This is a genomic window from Faecalibacterium sp. IP-1-18 (assembly GCF_023347355.1).
GTDB lineage: Bacteria > Bacillota > Clostridia > Oscillospirales > Ruminococcaceae > Faecalibacterium > Faecalibacterium prausnitzii.
Genome location: NZ_CP094472.1, coordinates 853515 through 869363 on the forward strand (window position 1 = coordinate 853515; position 15849 = coordinate 869363).

16 protein-coding genes and 1 pseudogene are annotated in these 15849 nt (G+C 56.4%); 12 read left to right on the forward strand and 5 right to left on the reverse strand.

The features are described from left to right. The first annotated feature begins 7 nt into the window (after positions 1 to 7). The 7 genes from MTP43_RS04050 (at position 8) to trxB (ending at position 9281) form a co-directional block, all read left to right on the forward strand. Positions 8 to 1921 (forward strand): acyl-CoA dehydrogenase family protein, encoded by a 1914-nt coding sequence (locus MTP43_RS04050; RefSeq protein ID WP_117528187.1) that lies wholly within the window; start codon positions 8 to 10, stop codon positions 1919 to 1921. A gap of 23 nt (positions 1922 to 1944) precedes the next feature. After that, positions 1945 to 3156: an FprA family A-type flavoprotein gene (locus tag MTP43_RS04055; RefSeq protein WP_005946385.1), complete on the forward strand. Its 1212-nt coding sequence runs from the start codon at positions 1945 to 1947 to the stop codon at positions 3154 to 3156. Positions 3157 to 3321: 165 nt separating this feature from the next. After that, a complete protein-coding gene (locus MTP43_RS04060; protein WP_154266016.1) occupies positions 3322 to 5838 on the forward strand; it encodes a ribonucleoside-diphosphate reductase subunit alpha in 2517 nt (838 codons plus the stop codon). A 10-nt stretch (positions 5839 to 5848) separates the two neighbouring features. Further along, positions 5849 to 6892 (forward strand): ribonucleotide-diphosphate reductase subunit beta, encoded by a 1044-nt coding sequence (locus MTP43_RS04065; RefSeq protein WP_112090701.1) that lies wholly within the window; start codon positions 5849 to 5851, stop codon positions 6890 to 6892. 34 nt (positions 6893 to 6926) lie between these two features. Continuing rightward, entirely contained in the window at positions 6927 to 7790 is an 864-nt protein-coding gene (locus tag MTP43_RS04070) for a nitroreductase family protein (RefSeq protein WP_117528185.1), read from the forward strand. Between the two features lie 223 nt (positions 7791 to 8013). Then, the gene (gene trxA, locus MTP43_RS04075) at positions 8014 to 8337 is read left to right on the forward strand and encodes a thioredoxin (protein WP_112090703.1); all 324 of its coding nucleotides are present in this window, start codon (positions 8014 to 8016) and stop codon (positions 8335 to 8337) included. Between the two features lie 14 nt (positions 8338 to 8351). Next, positions 8352 to 9281: a thioredoxin-disulfide reductase gene (trxB, locus tag MTP43_RS04080; RefSeq protein WP_112090704.1), complete on the forward strand. Its 930-nt coding sequence runs from the start codon at positions 8352 to 8354 to the stop codon at positions 9279 to 9281. 308 nt (positions 9282 to 9589) lie between these two features. Here the strand turns inward: trxB and MTP43_RS04085 are convergent, their stop codons facing one another. Next, positions 9590 to 10285 (reverse strand): Crp/Fnr family transcriptional regulator, encoded by a 696-nt coding sequence (locus MTP43_RS04085; protein WP_113621372.1) that lies wholly within the window; start codon positions 10283 to 10285, stop codon positions 9590 to 9592. A gap of 115 nt (positions 10286 to 10400) precedes the next feature. Between MTP43_RS04085 and MTP43_RS04090 the strand changes: the two are divergent. From MTP43_RS04090 to MTP43_RS04110, 5 genes and pseudogenes are all read left to right on the forward strand, one after another. Then, a pseudogene (locus MTP43_RS04090) lies at positions 10401 to 10538 on the forward strand (ferredoxin); the annotation flags it as partial. 52 nt (positions 10539 to 10590) lie between these two features. Next, positions 10591 to 10848, forward strand: coding sequence for a DUF2249 domain-containing protein (locus MTP43_RS04095; protein ID WP_249235103.1), 258 nt, complete (start codon positions 10591 to 10593; stop codon positions 10846 to 10848). 4 nt (positions 10849 to 10852) lie between these two features. Continuing rightward, positions 10853 to 11545, forward strand: coding sequence for a DUF2249 domain-containing protein (locus MTP43_RS04100; protein ID WP_097771453.1), 693 nt, complete (start codon positions 10853 to 10855; stop codon positions 11543 to 11545). 19 nt (positions 11546 to 11564) lie between these two features. Further along, positions 11565 to 12746, forward strand: coding sequence for an FprA family A-type flavoprotein (locus MTP43_RS04105; RefSeq protein ID WP_112090706.1), 1182 nt, complete (start codon positions 11565 to 11567; stop codon positions 12744 to 12746). Between the two features lie 226 nt (positions 12747 to 12972). Beyond that, positions 12973 to 13203, forward strand: a complete 231-nt coding sequence (locus MTP43_RS04110) for a 23S rRNA methyltransferase (protein WP_112090720.1) — start codon at positions 12973 to 12975, stop codon at positions 13201 to 13203. Between the two features lie 61 nt (positions 13204 to 13264). Here the strand turns inward: MTP43_RS04110 and MTP43_RS04115 are convergent, their stop codons facing one another. Genes MTP43_RS04115 through MTP43_RS04130 form a run of 4 tightly spaced genes read right to left on the reverse strand, consistent with a single transcriptional unit; the run spans position 13265 to position 15845 of the window. Beyond that, on the reverse strand, positions 13265 to 13717 hold the full coding sequence (locus tag MTP43_RS04115) for a low molecular weight protein-tyrosine-phosphatase (protein ID WP_005944118.1): 453 nt from the start codon (positions 13715 to 13717) through the stop codon (positions 13265 to 13267). Continuing rightward, entirely contained in the window at positions 13714 to 14130 is a 417-nt protein-coding gene (locus MTP43_RS04120; RefSeq protein WP_117530189.1) for a winged helix-turn-helix domain-containing protein, read from the reverse strand. Before MTP43_RS04120 ends, MTP43_RS04115 begins: the two co-directional genes overlap by 4 nt. A 20-nt stretch (positions 14131 to 14150) precedes the next feature. Beyond that, on the reverse strand, positions 14151 to 14627 hold the full coding sequence (ribH, locus tag MTP43_RS04125) for a 6,7-dimethyl-8-ribityllumazine synthase (protein ID WP_097781396.1): 477 nt from the start codon (positions 14625 to 14627) through the stop codon (positions 14151 to 14153). 21 nt (positions 14628 to 14648) lie between these two features. After that, positions 14649 to 15845, reverse strand: coding sequence for a bifunctional 3,4-dihydroxy-2-butanone-4-phosphate synthase/GTP cyclohydrolase II (locus MTP43_RS04130; RefSeq protein ID WP_117530188.1), 1197 nt, complete (start codon positions 15843 to 15845; stop codon positions 14649 to 14651). Positions 15846 to 15849: the final 4 nt, after the last annotated feature.

Below are 15849 nucleotides of genomic sequence, written 5' to 3' on the forward strand. Positions count from 1 at the left end.
TACCCGTATGCTGTTTCAAACCACGTCGGCGCACGAAGAGCTGCGCGCGAAGATCCGGAGTTTTGCGGAGGAGGAGATCAAGCCCCTCGCATTTTTAATGGATCAGAACAACGAGTTTCCCGATGAGGCTGTCAAGAAGCTGGGCAAGCTGGGCTGGATGGGCATTCCCTACCCCAAGGAGTACGGCGGTGCCGGTCTTGATGCTCTGAGCTACGCCATCGCGGTGGAGGAGCTGGCCCGTGTGGACGGCGGCACGGGCGTAATCCTCTCCGCCCATGTCTCCCTCGGCTCATGGCCCATTTTCGCCTATGGCACCGAGGAGCAGAAGAAGAAATATCTGGTTCCGCTGGCCAAGGGCGAGAAGATCGGCGCCTTCGGCCTTACGGAGACCAACGCCGGATCCGACGCCGGCGGCACGGAGACCACGGCGCTGGATAAGGGGGATTACTACCTCCTCAACGGCGGCAAGATCTTCATTACCAACGCCCCTAAGGCGGACACCTATGTGGTTTTCGCCGTCACTACGCCGGACATCGGCACCCGGGGCATCTCCGCTTTCATCGTGGAGAAGGGCTGGAAGGGCTTTGAGTTCGGCGACCACTATGACAAGATGGGTATTCGCTCCTCTTCCACGGCGGAGCTGATCTTCAACAACGTGAAGGTTCCCAAGGAAAACCTATTGGGCAAGGAGGGCGAGGGCTTCAAGATTGCCATGTCCACGCTGGACGGCGGACGCATCGGCATCGCCGCGCAGGCGCTGGGCATCGCCCAGGGCGCGTTTGAGCACGCGTTGAGCTATTCCAAGGAGCGCGTCCAGTTCGGCAAGCCCATCGCGGCCCAGCAGAGCATCGCCTTCAAGCTGGCGGATATGGCAACCAAGCTGCGCTGCGCCCGGTTCCTCATCTACTCCGCGGCGGAGCTGAAGGAGCAGCACGCGCCTTACGGCATGGAGTCCGCCATGGCGAAGATGTACGCCTCGGACATCGCGCTGGAGGTCACCAACGATGCCTTGCAGATCCACGGCGGCAGCGGCTACCTCAAGGGCATGGAGGTGGAACGGGCCTACCGCGACGCCAAGATCACCACCCTCTACGAGGGCACGAACGAGATCCAGCGGGTGGTCATCGCCTCTCATCTGTTGGGCAGGCTGGGCAAGAGCTCCGGCGGCGAGAGCCGTTCGGCGGCCAAGAAACCCGCACCCATCACCGGCATTCGCAAAAAGACCATCTTCCGGGAGGGGGATGCTGCCCAGCAGGTGGCCGACCTTGTGGCGGCGCTGAAGAAGGATGGTCACGACTTCTCCGTGGGCATCCCTATGGATACGCCCATCCCGCAGGCGGAGCGGGTAGTCTCCGCGGGCAAGGGCATCGGGGAGAAAAAGAACATGAAACTGGTAGAGTCGCTGGCCAAGGCCGTCGGCGCGGCCATCGGTTCTTCCCGCCCTGTGGCGGAGACTCTCAAATATCTGCCGCTGAACCGCTATGTGGGTATGTCCGGTCAGAAGTTCACCGGCAATCTGTACATCGCCTGCGGCATCTCCGGCGCATCCCAGCACCTTAAGGGCATCAAGGACGCCTCCACCATCGTGGCCATCAATAAGAACGGTAACGCGCCTATCTTCAAGAACTGCGACTACGGCATCGTGGGCGATGTGGAGGAGATCCTGCCCCTGCTCACTGCCGCGCTGGATAGCGGCGAAAAGCTGCCCGCGCCGCCCATGGTAAAGATGAAGCGGCCCACGCCGCCGAAGCCCGCCCCCATCGGCGACCGCTACGTCTGCAGCGGCTGCGGCTACGAGTATGTGCCGGAGTTGGGCGACGAGGACGGCGAGATCGCGCCCGGTACGCTCTTTGAGCAGCTTCCCGCCGAGTGGGTGTGTCCCGAGTGCGCGGAGACGAAGGATCAATTTGTAAAGGCTTGAGGCCGTGAAGGAGGCAAGATAAGATGTATTGCGTGCGTAAAGTAACGAACGACCTCTACTGGGTGGGCGCCAACGACCATCGCCTGGCCCTGTTTGAAAACTGCTTTCCCATTCCCCGGGGCGTAAGCTACAACGCCTACTGCCTGCTGGATGAAAAGACGGTGCTCTTTGACACGGTGGACTGGTCTGCCTGCCGCCAGCTTTTGGAAAATCTGGCGTATGTGCTGGATGGCCGCGAGCTGGACTACCTGCTGGTCAACCATCTGGAGCCGGATCACGCCGCCTGCATCGAGGAGATCCTGCTGCGCCATCCCAAGGTGAAACTGATCTCCAACGAGAAGGCATTCATGCTCATGCGGCAGTTCGGCTTCCATGTGGACGGACATGAGTGCATCGAGGTGAAGGAGGGCGATACCTTCTCCTTCGGCAAGCACACCGTCACCTTTGTGGGCGCGCCTATGGTTCACTGGCCGGAGGCCATGGTGACCCTTGACGTCACCGACGGCGTCCTCTTTTCCGCCGACGCCTTCGGCACCTTCGGCGCGCTGGACGGCAAGCTGTTCGCCGACGAGGTGGACTTCGAGCGGGACTGGCTGGACGACGCCCGCCGTTACCTCACCAACATCGTGGGCAAGTACGGCCCCCACATCCAGCTCCTGCTGAAAAAGGCCGGCGGCGTTTTGGATCAGATCAAGTACATCTGCCCGCTCCACGGCCCCGTGTGGCGCAAGGATCTGGGCTGGTTCATTGAAAAGTACGACACATGGAGCCGCTATGCCCCTGAGACCCAGGGCGTGCTCATCGTCTACGCCTCTATGTACGGCAACACGGAGAACGCGGCGCAGGCGCTGGCGACGTCGCTCTGCGATAAGGGCATGAGCAAGGTGGCGATGTACGATGTGTCCTCCACTCATGTCTCCCAGCTGATCTCCGAGGCGTTTAAGTACAGTCACATTGTCCTGGCCTCTGTGACCTACAACCTCGGCATCTACCCTGCCATGCATGACTTCCTCATGGATATGAAGGCACTGAATCTGCAAAACCGCACCTTTGCCATCATTGAAAACGGCTCATGGGCGGTGAAGTCCGGTGACCTCATGCAGAAATTCGTCAACAATGAGCTTAAGAACATGACGGTGCTCAACGAGCGGCTCAGCCTCGCCTCGTCCATGGGCACGGACAAGCGCACTGAGCTGGAAGCACTGGCGGACGCCATTCTGGAATCTATGAAGTAACTGGCAGGAAAGCCAAAACCAAGACAACAGACAACAAACAGCCCCACCACGTCGGCTGCAGAAAAACCGGCTTTCAAAAACAGAGCGGGCAAGCGTGATAGTGCGCTTGCCCGCTCTTTGCTCAAAAGGACATGAGAAGTGACCGGAGAAGATGAGAGGATCGAAATGGAGATCAGAAAACGAAACGGGGAGTCTGTTCCCTTTCAACAGGAGAAAATTTTCAACGCCATGAAAAAGGCGTTTGACGGACAGGGCAAGGAGATCGGGAGCAGAGAGATGGATGAGATCCTCGCCACCGTTCTCAACAATCTCTCCGTCACAGTGCCGCTCACCGTGGAACGTGTGCAGGACGAGGTGGAGCGAACGCTCATGGAGCGCGGACACTATGAGGTGGCCAAGGCGTACATCCTCTACCGCGAAAAGCGGTCTGCGCTGCGCCGTGTCCGGCATACCATCGCGCGGACGGTGGGGGATGACTCGCTTGACGAGGTGCTGCGCCGCATCCAGATGGATTTTACCGAGGAAGTCTACTCCCTCGCGGCGCTTCAAATGAAGTTTGAGAGTTTCTGTCGTCTGGGTATGACGGAGGATGAGCGGGCTGAGGCACTGACCAAGGCGGCGGTAGAGCTGACTACGGCAGAGGCACCCAAGTGGGAGTTCATCGCGGCGCGGCTTCTGAACCACTCCTTTCGCTGTCGCAACGCACAGGAATGGGAGGGGCGCGGCGTCGGCGACCTCTATGGCAAGCTTCGCTATCTGACGGATAAGGGACTCTACGGTGACTATATCCTTGCCCACTATACCCACGAGGAAATTGCCATGGCGGAGGACTTTCTCTGCCCGGAACGGGACGAGCTGTTCACCTACTCCGGCCTTGACCTGCTGCTCAAACGCTATGTGATCCAGTCACGCAGCCGCGTGCCGCTGGAAACACCGCAGGAGATGTTTTTGGGTATCGCGCTGCATCTTGCTATGAACGAAGGCTCTGATCGCATGGGGTGGGTAAAACGCTTTTACGATATGCTCAGCCGTATGGAGGTCACGATGGCGACACCTACCATGTCCAACGCACGAAAGCCCTACCATCAGCTTTCAAGCTGCTTTGTGGACACTGTGCCGGACAGTCTGGACGGCATCTACCGCTCGCTGGACAACTTCGCAAAGGTCTCTAAATTCGGCGGTGGAATGGGGATGTACTTCGGTAAGGTGCGCGCTGCAGGCAGCACCATCCGCGGCTTTCAAGGGGCGGCGGGCGGTGTTATCCGCTGGATTCGGCTGGTCAATGACACCGCCGTGGCGGTGGATCAGTTGGGGATGCGGCAGGGCGCTGTGGCGGTTTACTTAGACGCATGGCACCGGGATCTGCCGGAATTCCTTCAACTGCGCACCAACAACGGCGACGACCGCATGAAGGCACATGATGTGTTTCCCGCCGTGTGCTATCCGGATCTCTTCTGGCGACTGGCGGAGGAGAACATAGACGCGCCGTGGCATCTCATGTGCCCGCATGAGATCCTCACGGTCAAGGGCTATGCACTGGAGGATTACTGGGGTACAGAATGGGAGAAGCGGTATCTGGACTGCGTCAATGACCCGCGCATCGAAAAGCGCAGCGTCACCGTCAAGGACATCGTGCGGCTGGTGCTTCGCTCGGCAGTGGAGACCGGCACACCCTTCGCTTTCAATCGCGACAGTGTAAATCATATGAACCCAAACGGCCACACGGGAATGATCTATTGCTCCAATCTCTGTACGGAGATCGCGCAGAACATGGCACCCATCGAGCACATCAGCACTGAGGTGCACACGGAGAACGGCGACACAATTGTGGTGACGGCCACACGCCCAGGTGAGTTTGTGGTCTGCAACCTGGCGAGTCTGTCTCTCGGTAATCTGCCGGTGGAGGACGAGGCCTATATGGAACGCACGGTGGAAACGGCCATCCGCGCACTGGATAATGTGATCGACCTCAACTTCTACCCGTTGGAATACGCGCGGCTTACCAATCAGAAGTACCGCAGCATCGGCTTGGGCGTCAGCGGCTACCACCACATGCTGGCAAAGCGCGGCATCCACTGGGAGAGCGATGAGCACCTTGCCTTCACCGACGCAGTGTTCGAGCTCATCAACTACGCCGCCGTCAAGGCGGACACAGCACTGGCACGGGAAAAGGGTCGTTACGCGCTCTTTGAGGGCAGCGACTGGCAGACGGGCGCGTATTTTGAAAAGCGGGGTTATACCTCCGAAAAGTGGCGGGCACTTGCGAAAACGGTGGCGGTGCAGGGAATGCGCAACGCCTATCTGCTGGCGGTCGCACCGACCTCCAGCACATCTATCCTCTCCGGCACGTCGGCGGGCATAGATCCAATTATGAAGAAATTCTTCTTAGAGGAAAAAAAGGGCAGCATGCTGCCCCGCGTTGCTCCGGAGCTTTCTATGGACACATGGTGGTACTATAAGGCAGCGCATCTAATCGACCAAAGCTGGTCGGTACGCGCCGCGGGCCTTCGCCAGAGACATATTGACCAGGCGCAGAGCATGAATCTCTATATCACCAACGACTATTCCATGCGTCAGGTGCTCAGACTGTATTTGGAGGCGTGGAGGGCCGGCGTCAAGACCATTTACTATGTCCGCAGCAAGGCCCTTGAGGTCGAGACCTGCGAAAGCTGCTCGTCATAAGGAGGATAGCATGACGGAACTGAAGAAAAAGCCCCTCTTTAACCCGGAGGGCGACCCTGATGTGCGCCTGCGGCGCATGATCGGCGGCAATACCACTAACCTCAACGACTTCAACAATATGAAGTACGCTTGGGTCAGCGACTGGTACCGGCAGGCCATGAACAACTTTTGGATTCCTGAGGAGATCAATCTCTCGCAGGATGTGAAGGACTATCCCCGCCTGCTGTCAGCCGAGCGCAACGCCTACGATAAAATTCTGAGTTTTCTTGTCTTTTTGGATTCCATTCAGACAGCGAACCTGCCTAATATCGGCGCCTACATTACCGCCAACGAGGTCAATCTCTGCCTGTCCATTCAGGCGTTTCAGGAGTGTGTCCACTCACAGAGCTACAGCTATATGCTCGACACCATCTGTTCCCCCGTGGAGCGCAATGACATCCTCTACCAATGGAAAACGGACGAGCATCTGCTGCGCCGCAACACCTTCATTGGGGACTGCTACAACGCGTTTCAGGAGCGGAAGGACGCTCCCACGCTGCTGCGCGTGATGATGGCAAACTATATTTTGGAGGGCATCTATTTTTACAGCGGCTTTATGTTCTTCTACAATCTCTCCCGAAACGGGAAGATGCCCGGCTCGGCGCAGGAGATTCGCTACATAAACCGCGATGAGAACACGCACTTGTGGCTGTTCCGCAATATCATCACGGAGCTGCAAAAGGAGCAGCCGGAGTTGTTCACCGCCGAGAGCGTACAAGCGCTGCGCGAGATGATGCGTGAGGGCGTGGAGCAGGAGATCGCATGGGGGCATTATGTAATCGGCGACGACATCCCAGGGCTGAACCGGCAGATGATCAGCGATTACATCCGCTATCTCGGCAACCTCCGCTGGACGAGCCTTGGCTATCCCGCATTGTATCCAGGCTTTGAGAGCGAACCGGAGAGCATGGAATGGGTCAGCCAGTACGCCGACGCCAACATGGTCAAGACCGATTTCTTTGAGGCACGCAGTACCGCCTACGCCAAGAGCACCGCACTGATAGACGATTTATAAGAAAACCAAAGACATCAGAATAGGAGATACTACTATGAATTACAGCGCTATGATTCAAAATCGCAGATCCGTTCGCGCATTCCGCGAAAAGGAAGTTCCGAGCGAGGCTATCGGCCAGCTCCGATCCTACTATGAAAAGACCTGCCCCCGTCTTGTCCCGGAGATTGCAACGGAGTTGATCGTCTTGGACAAGGATGCACAGCCGGCGCTGGAGAGCTCAGCGGGCTATAATCAATTTCTCATCGGAGCACCGCACTACCTGCTCCTTATGTCTGCCCCGCATTCCTATGCGGCCATCAACGCCGGCTACATGATGGAAGATCTCGTCCTCAAGTTGACTGAGTTGGACATTGACACCTGCTGGATGACCTTCACCGACAGCGACAAAATCAAAAAGGCACTGTCTCTCGCCACCCCGTTAGAGGTGGCGGCAATCGTTGCCTTTGGCTACGGGGAAAAGACCGCAAAAAAGCTGCGGCTGAATATCCTAAGTATGTCTCAGATCGATGTGCGGGCCGAGCAGCAGTACTACGCGCCCAAAAAGGGCGTGCACGATTTGGTTCACATGGGGAGCTGGAGCAACAAGTCTGGGCTTGACGAGATGATGGACTTCTACGACGATATGCTCTGGCAGTCCATCTACGCCGCTTCGCTCTCCCCCAGCTATCTCAACCGTCAGCCCTATGGCTTCCTTGTGCAGGACCACAGCATCTATTTGGTGCAGCAGGAGGATGCCTACACCGATAATTTGGATGCCGCATTGGATCTCGGTATTGTCATGCTCCACTTCTCCGCCGTCGCCTCCCAGTGGGCGGGGCAGGTACGCTGGGAACTTTCACCTGCTGCGCCCGACGGCCTGCCGGAAGGACTTCGCTCCGCTGCGGTGTACCACATGTAACGACTCTGGGGGGAAGCAAGGCAACGGTGAAATGCGCGACCGTCGATCCGCGGTTGAGCGTATGTTTCATTAGAAAGGAAGAACCTATCAGTCAGAGTCTGAGTAAGGAAAATAGGAGGTATTTTTTATATGGCTACCGTCATCTCAGGATGAGGTCACAATGTGGTGTGGGGCGAGACCGGAGTCTTGAGAATACCCAAACAAAGGAAAGGAGCTGACAGATATGGCAGCTATGAATATGAATCAGGAGCAGTTTAAGCAGTTGATCCGGGAGGAAAAGCCTGTTTTGGTGGATTTCTGGGCGCCCTGGTGCAGCTATTGCCGGAGGATCGGCCCTGCGTATGAGAAGATTGGAGAGGAATACGCGGACAGCCTTGCCGTCGGCAAAATCAACATTGACGAGGAGCCGCGGCTGGCGAGGGCCGAGGGGATCGAGGACATCCCAACTCTGGTGCTGTACCGGAACGGAAAGGCCGTGGATTCCATCATCGCGCCCGGCTCAAAGGCAGAAATCGACCGTTTCATTCAGGAAGCCTTGGCGAAATAACGGAGGGTTCAGATATGAACAACAATCATGTTTATGATATGCTCGTGGTGGGCGGCGGACCGGGCGGCTACACCGCCGCCCTGTACGCGGCACGGGCGGGGCTGGACACCATCGTGCTGGAAAAACTGTCCGCCGGTGGGCAGATGGCCCTGACCGAGCAGATCGACAACTATCCCGGCTTTGAGGACGGGATCGACGGCTTCTCTCTGGCGGAGAAGATGCAAAAGCAGGCGGAGCGCTTCGGGGCACGCAGCGAATACGTAGAAGTCCTCCGCATGGATCTGACGGCGGTTCCCAAGCTCGTGGAGACCAGCGAGGGGATTTTCCTGGGGAAAACCGTGGTGCTGGCCACCGGTGCGAACCCCAGAAAGCTGGGCGTGGCCAGAGAGTCGGAACTGGTGGGCCGAGGCGTGGCCTACTGCGCCGCCTGCGACGGGATGTTTTACAAGGGCAAAACGGTGGTCGTGGTGGGCGGCGGCAATTCCGCCGCGGCAGATGCCCTCCTTCTCAGCCGCGTGGCGAAAAAAGTGATCCTCGTCCACCGCAGAGACACCCTGCGGGCCACCAAAATCTATCACGAGCCGCTGACACAGGCCGAAAACGTGGAATTCCGTTGGAACAGCGTCGTTTCCGCACTGCTTTCCGGGGACAGGCTGACCGGCGTCCGCCTGCGGGACACCGTCACCGGTGAGGAAAGCGTGGTGGACTGCGACGGCGTATTTGTCAGCGTGGGCCGACAGCCCGCCACGGCGCTGGCGGTGGGTCAACTGGAGCTGGACGGCGGCGGCTATATCGTGGCCGGAGAGACCACGGAAACCAGTATTCCCGGCGTTTACGCCGTGGGCGACGTGCGGACGAAGCCCCTCCGTCAGGTGGTCACCGCCGTGGCGGACGGCGCGGTGGCAGTTCACATGGCGGAGAAGTATATCGCGGAAAACCGATAAGGAAGGTAGATTGAAAAAGCCATGTTTAAGGTCAGGCCGGATACGACCGCAGTGGGGATGCCGACATATCTGCAAGGCAAACTGCCAGAGTGATGGCAGATAAGAAACCCATGTAAGATCGGGAGATATGTTGTCTCTCCATATCCAGTCCACGCAACAGTAAGCAACTGAACACAAAACACAGCCACAGATGTACTCTGCGGCTGTGTTTTTTTGCGTAGTATAGCTGCTTCTTCCATCTGCAAAACCCCGACGCTCCGTGGCTGACGGGGTTATCCGCACTTGCCAATACGCCCAAAGAGGGCTCCTTAACGCGCAGAAGGAAAGGGACGGTCAGTCTCCGGCGTTTTGAGAAGGAAATGGCTTTTGTGAAAGTCGAGCAGGCCCTCATCCCGCATTTTTCCAAGCTCCACAGACAGCCCGCTGCGATCCACACCGAGGTAATCCGCAAGCTGCTGCCTTGAAAACGGAATGTCGAACTCATAGACGCTGCGCCGCTGTGCCTCGGCGGAAAAATAGGACATCAGCTTTGCACGCGTCGTGCGCTGGGCCATGTGGGTGAGCTTTTCGTTGAGCCGCAGGTTCTTCTCTGCCAGTTCGTCCAGCAGGTTGCGGATGATCCGGCTGTGGTGGGAGCAGGCGGAGGGGCACACGCTCAAAACGCGCCTTATGTGCAGAAACATCACCGTCACCGCGCTCTCCGCCTCTACGCTCACGTTCAGCACCGCTCCCGGCGCGCAGGCGAATACCTCCGCGAAGGTCTGCCCCGGCCCGGTCTTGGAGAGGATGTTGCGGTTTCCCCAGATATCCTCCTGCACGATGAGGGTGCTGCCCGCCAGCACGAGACCCACCTCCTCCACCGGCTCCCCGGCGCGGAGCAGGCGTGAGCCTTTGGGGAAGGTGTCGATCCTCGCCCCAAGGTAGGAGAGCATGACGGCAAGCTCATCGTCGGAAATGCCGGAGAAAAGCGCCGCCGTATGAAGTACCGGAAAAAATTCTTTCATAAAAAGTTCTCTTTCGTTGAAAATTCAACTGACTTGTTGCTCTTAGTATAGTACAATGAACGCACAAAGGCAACAGGAGGATCGAACATGAAACGACGGATCATTGAAATCGATCAGGATAAACGCCCCGTATTTTGACGGCGCACGGCTCCTGATTGCCGCCGACTGCACCGCCTACGCCTACGCCGCTTTCCACGAGCGGTTCATCAAGGGACACACCACCCTGGTGGGCTGTCCTAAGCTGGACGGCGTGGGTAAGGATTCCTTCGAAGAGGCGTGAGCTTTCTGCAAGAGAGGCAAAGACTATGAGTTATGAAAACTGGAAGGACAAAATCGGCACATTTGAAGTGATGGACGTGCGGGGCAAAAAGATGGACTTCTTCCCCGCATTGAAGGCGAAGGCTGCCGCGCTGAAAAACGGCGAAGAACTGCATATCATCCAGACCTTCGAGCCTGTCCCCCTGTACCCGGTGCTGGCTCTTATGGGCTTTGAGCATCACACGGAGAAGGTAAGCGGCAGCGAATATCACATCTGGTTTTATCGAGTGAAGAAAGGAGAATAACCGCATGAGCTACGAAAACTGGAAGAATAAGGCGCAGGGGTTTCAGACCGTGGATGTGCGCCATATACAGGGCAGCTTCTTTGAAGGGCTGAAGAAAAGAGCCGAGGCGTTGGAGGTGGGCGAAGGATTACACATCATCCAGACCTTTGAGCCGCATCCACTGTACGCTGTCATGGAGGGCTTGGGCTACGAGCACCACACCGAGCGGCGGAGTGAGGCGGAGTTCCATGTCTGGTTCTGCCGTGTGGAGAAGAAGGAAGGCGACAGCTCCGCTCCCTTCAAGCCGCTGGCTCTTTTGAACTATCCCATGATCGATGAAAAGCTGGGGCAGATCGCCGTGGATTTTTGGGAGACCACATGGCAGAGCGAGAAGCGCGTACTGCCCTACGAAACGCGGCTGCTGCTGTCCCTGACCAACGCTGTCGGTGCGGGCCGGATGAGGCAGGCGGCGCGGGAGCTGGTAAAGGCATATATCCACGGTGTGGAGAGCGCCGCGTTGGACGACGTGTTCGAACTGCTGGCATGGAATCAGGGCATCGGCTTTTTCAGCAGCGAGATCGGCCCCTCGGCGCTGTTTCAGGCGTACAAGCTCATTAAAAACGGTGAGAAGCAGGGCAAGTCCCGGGAGGATATCTGCAGCGCGCTGCGCGAGAAATTCGGGGAGAAGAACCCAGAGATGCAGGTCTTGAACAGATGATAAGGAGTTGTTTTGTATTATGACCATTCAAACGGTAACAGATGCCATCCGCTATGTAGGGGTGGATGATAACACATTGGCACTCTTTGAAAACCAGTACCCCGTCCAGCCTATGGGAGTGAGCTACAACTCCTATGTCATTCTGGACGAGAAAATCGCCGTGATGGACAGCGTGGACGCACGGGCGGCGGAGGAATGGCTTTCCAATGTAGCGCAGGTGTTGGAGGGGCGCAACCCCGACTATCTTGTGGTCACACATATGGAGCCGGATCATTCCGGCAGCCTCATGCAGCTGGCACAAAAGTACCCGGAGATGAAGATCGTGGGAAACGCGAAAACATTTACCCTGCTCAAGCAGTTCTTCGGCACAGGTGCATTGTCGGAAGACCGTATGCTGGAGGTTGGTGAAAGAGATACGCTTTCCTTGGGTTTGCACCGGCTGCGCTTTCTGCTGGCGCCGATGGTACACTGGCCGGAGGTGATGGCAGCGTATGAAGAGGAGGAAAAGATCCTGTTCTCGGCGGATGCCTTCGGCCGCTTCGGTTCACTGGAACGGACTGCCCGTGCCCCCTGGGCGCCGCAGGCCCGGCGGTATTATTACAACATCGTCGGAAAGTATGGCGCACAGGTGCAGGCGCTGCTGAAAAAAATCTCCGCGCTGGAGATCAAAACGATCTGCCCGCTCCATGGCCCCATGCTCACAGAAGACTTGGGGAAGTATCTGCGGCTCTATGATCTCTGGTCACAATGGAAACCGGAAGAACCGGAGGGCATCCTGATCGTCCACGCGTCCATCCATGGAAATACCGCATACGCATCGGAGGCCCTCAAGAGCAAGCTGGAGGGAAAAGGTGCGCAAGTCACCATGTGCGATCTGACGGCAACAGACCTTTCCTATGCCGTGACCAGCGCATTCTACTGTGGGAAACTGGTGTTGGCCTGCGCCACCTATGACGGAGGACTGTTTCCGCCCATGAAGGAGTTTTTGGATCATTTACAGACAAAGGGATTCCGAAACCGCCGGATCGGCCTTATTGAAAACGGCTCTTGGGCCCCTGCTGCCGCTCGGCTGATGCGCACCAAATTGGAGGAGATGAAGGATATCTACCTTTACGAAACGGTAGTGTCTCTGCGTGGTGCATTGAACCAAACCAGCGAAGCGCAGATGGACGCTCTGGTGGCGGAGCTCTGCGCGGAGTAGGCGGCGAGTCTGGCTTCGTCCGGCCGCCCGATGCCTCAAAAGCAAAACATCGTCGCTGATTTATTTAGACAACAATATGGCGTTGAGTGATGCCGAAGCTTTGAAAATGGATCGAAGCGCAGCCGTAGAGAATATCTGCGGCTGCGCTTTTTGCATTTTGACCATGGTGCAAACGGATGGCTTTGACCGTTACCCTCGGTTTCTAAAGAGACACGAAGTGTGCTACATGGAAGCGTATCATAGATCTGCTCCATATGAAGAGATCCGGGAGTACGTCAAGGAGCACACCGGTCTGAACGTGAGCAACCTCTATATTGCACAGGTCAAGCGCAAGTGCGGCATCAAGGAGCGGCAGAACTACAACAAGCCTAAGGCTGAGAACCCCAAGCAGCTTAAGTGCCCGCCGGAGAAGGAAAAAGCCATCCGGGAGGCACTGAAGTATTTTAAGATGATTTGAAATAAAAAAATAGACGGATGTCTGTCAACTGGCAGACATCGTCCATTTTTATGATAATCTGTTATGATCGCAGTTCCTCAAGCAATGCCGTGCATCCTTCCAGTATATCCTGCCATGTGGCTTCAAAATCTCCTGTGAACCATGGGTCTGCCACTTCACGGGGATGATCCGTATGCGCCATCAGCAGCGAGACTTTATGCTGTGGGTCTCCGCCGACAAGCCGCAGGATGTCGCACAGATTACTTTCGTCCATGCCAATCAGATGATCATACCGTGCATAATCCAGCCGGGTCATCTGCCGGGCGGTCTTGCCGTTGCAGTCGATGCCATGTTCTGCCAGCTTCTGCCGTGCAGGAGGATAGACCGGATTTCCGATTTCCCATGCACTGGTGGCGGCTGATGCGATTTCAAATTGCTCGGATAGTCCTGCCTTGGACGTAAGGTCTTTCATCACATACTCCGCCATCGGGCTTCGGCAGATATTTCCGAGACAAATAAATAAGATCCTGGTCATGCCGGGTCGTTCTCCTTTTGGCTTACAAAAGCATAGCCGCCGTGGGTAGTGCGGATAAAGTTTCCGCAGTCGGCCAGTTTCTTTCGCAGATTGGAAACGGTATTTGCCACGACCTTTAAGGTGTCGTCACAGTTTTGTCCCCACACAGCACGGAAAAGCTCTTCTTTTGAGAAGATTTGTCCTTCGTGGGAGGCAAGCATCAGCAGCAAATCGAACTCCAGTCGTGTAAGGGAGACTTTTCTGCCGTTGCACGACACTTCGTGGGTCATTCCGTCCAGTGTAAGCCCCGGAAGAACCAACTTCTCCCATGAATCAATGGATATTTGCTCTGCCTCGATGTGCTCTCGTTCCAGAAGCATCCGGATCTTCTGCTCCAATTCCGGGTCAGGCTGTCGGGTCTTTATAACGATCATGGCAAACTCCTGCGTGTATTTTACTCTGCGGCGGTATCCATTTCCCGGAGCAGGTTTACCATCTCGATGGCACTGACTGCACAGTCATAGCCTTTATTACCTGCTTTGGTGCCTGCCCGCTCGATGGCCTGTTCGATGTTTTCGGTGGTCAGAACACCAAAGAGGACGGGAACCCCGCTTTCCAGCGAGACCGTGGCAATGCCTTTGGAAACCTCATTGCACACATAGTCGTAATGGCTGGTAGAACCGCGAATCACGGCACCAAGGCAGATCACAGCATCATACTTTCCGCTTTTTGCCATTTTAGAGGCAACCAGTGGGATCTCAAAAGCACCCGGAACCCATGCAACATGAATATCAGCGTCCTGCACATCGTGCCGGAGCAGACCATCCATTGCTCCGCTCAGAAGTTTGGACGTGATAAATTCGTTGAAGCGGGCAGCTACGATACCGACCTTGATATTCTGAGAAACCAGCTTGCCTTCAAATGTTTTCATTTTTAAATACCTCTTTCGTTGTTAATATTCCAGAAGATGTCCCATTCGTGCCTGCTTCGTTTTCAGGTAAAACAGGTCATACGGGGTCGCAGTCATCTGAATGGGTACGCGCTCGGAGATCTCCAGCCCAAACTCGGAGAGCTGATATACTTTGTCCGGGTTATTGGTAAGCAGGCGCAGGCTTTTTACGCCAAGTTCCCGGAGGATCTGCGCGCCGAGATAATACTCCCGTTCATCTCCATGGAACCCCAGAGCGAGATTGGCTTCCAGCGTATCCATGCCCTGCTCCTGAAGTTCATAGGCACGCAGCTTGTTGATCAGACCGATGCCCCGGCCTTCCTGCCGCATATAGAGCAGGATACCCCGGCCTTCTTTTTCGATCTGCGTCATGGCAGCGGCCAGCTGCTGGCCGCAGTCACAACGCAAAGAGCCAAATGTATCTCCTGTCAGGCATTCCGAGTGGACGCGGCACAGAATATCCTTTCCATCGCCAATGTCACCTTTTACCAGTGCAATGTGATGCTCTCCGTTCAGGCGGCTCACAAAACCATAAGCTCTGAAGGTGCCATATTTGGTGGGCAGATTCACCGCCGTCACCTGATCGACCAGTTTATCGTGACACTTGCGGTACTCCTGTAAATCACGGATGGTGATGAATTTGATCTGGAAACGCTCTGCCAACTTTGCCAGTTCAGCGGTGCGCATCATCGTGCCATCCTCCCGCATGATCTCGCAGCACAGGCCGCATTCTTTCAGCCCTGCCAGACGGCACAGGTCAACGGTTGCTTCCGTGTGACCGTTGCGCTCCAGTACACCGTTCTTTTTTGCCAGAAGGGGGAACATATGGCCCGGTCTGCGGAAATCTTCTGCTTTTGCGTGATCGTCCACACAAGCCATCGCCGTAATGGAACGCTCTGCGGCAGAAATGCCCGTAGAAGTAGAAACGTGGTCGATGGACACCGTAAATGCCGTTTCATGGTTGTCGGTGTTATGCTGCACCATCTGCGGAAATTGCAGCTTCTGGACGAAAGCCTCGGACATCGGCATACAGATCAGACCTTTGCCGTGGGTCGCCATAAAGTTGACGTTTTCGGTGGTGGCAAATTCGGCAGCACAGATGAAGTCCCCCTCGTTTTCACGGTCGGGGTCATCCGTTACCAGAATGATTTTTCCTTGCTTCAGGTCTTGCAAAGCTTCGGGAATGGTATTGAAGTTCATCGTA

Coding starts and splice junctions, on each gene's coding strand:
- MTP43_RS04050 (WP_117528187.1), top strand. CDS start 8: ATGCTGTTTCAAACCACGTCGGCGCACGAAGAGCTGCGCGCGAAGATC.
- MTP43_RS04055 (WP_005946385.1), top strand. CDS start 1,945: ATGTATTGCGTGCGTAAAGTAACGAACGACCTCTACTGGGTGGGCGCC.
- MTP43_RS04060 (WP_154266016.1), top strand. CDS start 3,322: ATGGAGATCAGAAAACGAAACGGGGAGTCTGTTCCCTTTCAACAGGAG.
- MTP43_RS04065 (WP_112090701.1), top strand. CDS start 5,849: ATGACGGAACTGAAGAAAAAGCCCCTCTTTAACCCGGAGGGCGACCCT.
- MTP43_RS04070 (WP_117528185.1), top strand. CDS start 6,927: ATGAATTACAGCGCTATGATTCAAAATCGCAGATCCGTTCGCGCATTC.
- trxA (WP_112090703.1), top strand. CDS start 8,014: ATGGCAGCTATGAATATGAATCAGGAGCAGTTTAAGCAGTTGATCCGG.
- trxB (WP_112090704.1), top strand. CDS start 8,352: ATGAACAACAATCATGTTTATGATATGCTCGTGGTGGGCGGCGGACCG.
- MTP43_RS04085 (WP_113621372.1), bottom strand. CDS start 10,285: ATGAAAGAATTTTTTCCGGTACTTCATACGGCGGCGCTTTTCTCCGGC.
- MTP43_RS04095 (WP_249235103.1), top strand. CDS start 10,591: ATGAGTTATGAAAACTGGAAGGACAAAATCGGCACATTTGAAGTGATG.
- MTP43_RS04100 (WP_097771453.1), top strand. CDS start 10,853: ATGAGCTACGAAAACTGGAAGAATAAGGCGCAGGGGTTTCAGACCGTG.
- MTP43_RS04105 (WP_112090706.1), top strand. CDS start 11,565: ATGACCATTCAAACGGTAACAGATGCCATCCGCTATGTAGGGGTGGAT.
- MTP43_RS04110 (WP_112090720.1), top strand. CDS start 12,973: ATGGAAGCGTATCATAGATCTGCTCCATATGAAGAGATCCGGGAGTAC.
- MTP43_RS04115 (WP_005944118.1), bottom strand. CDS start 13,717: ATGACCAGGATCTTATTTATTTGTCTCGGAAATATCTGCCGAAGCCCG.
- MTP43_RS04120 (WP_117530189.1), bottom strand. CDS start 14,130: ATGATCGTTATAAAGACCCGACAGCCTGACCCGGAATTGGAGCAGAAG.
- ribH (WP_097781396.1), bottom strand. CDS start 14,627: ATGAAAACATTTGAAGGCAAGCTGGTTTCTCAGAATATCAAGGTCGGT.
- MTP43_RS04130 (WP_117530188.1), bottom strand. CDS start 15,845: ATGAACTTCAATACCATTCCCGAAGCTTTGCAAGACCTGAAGCAAGGA.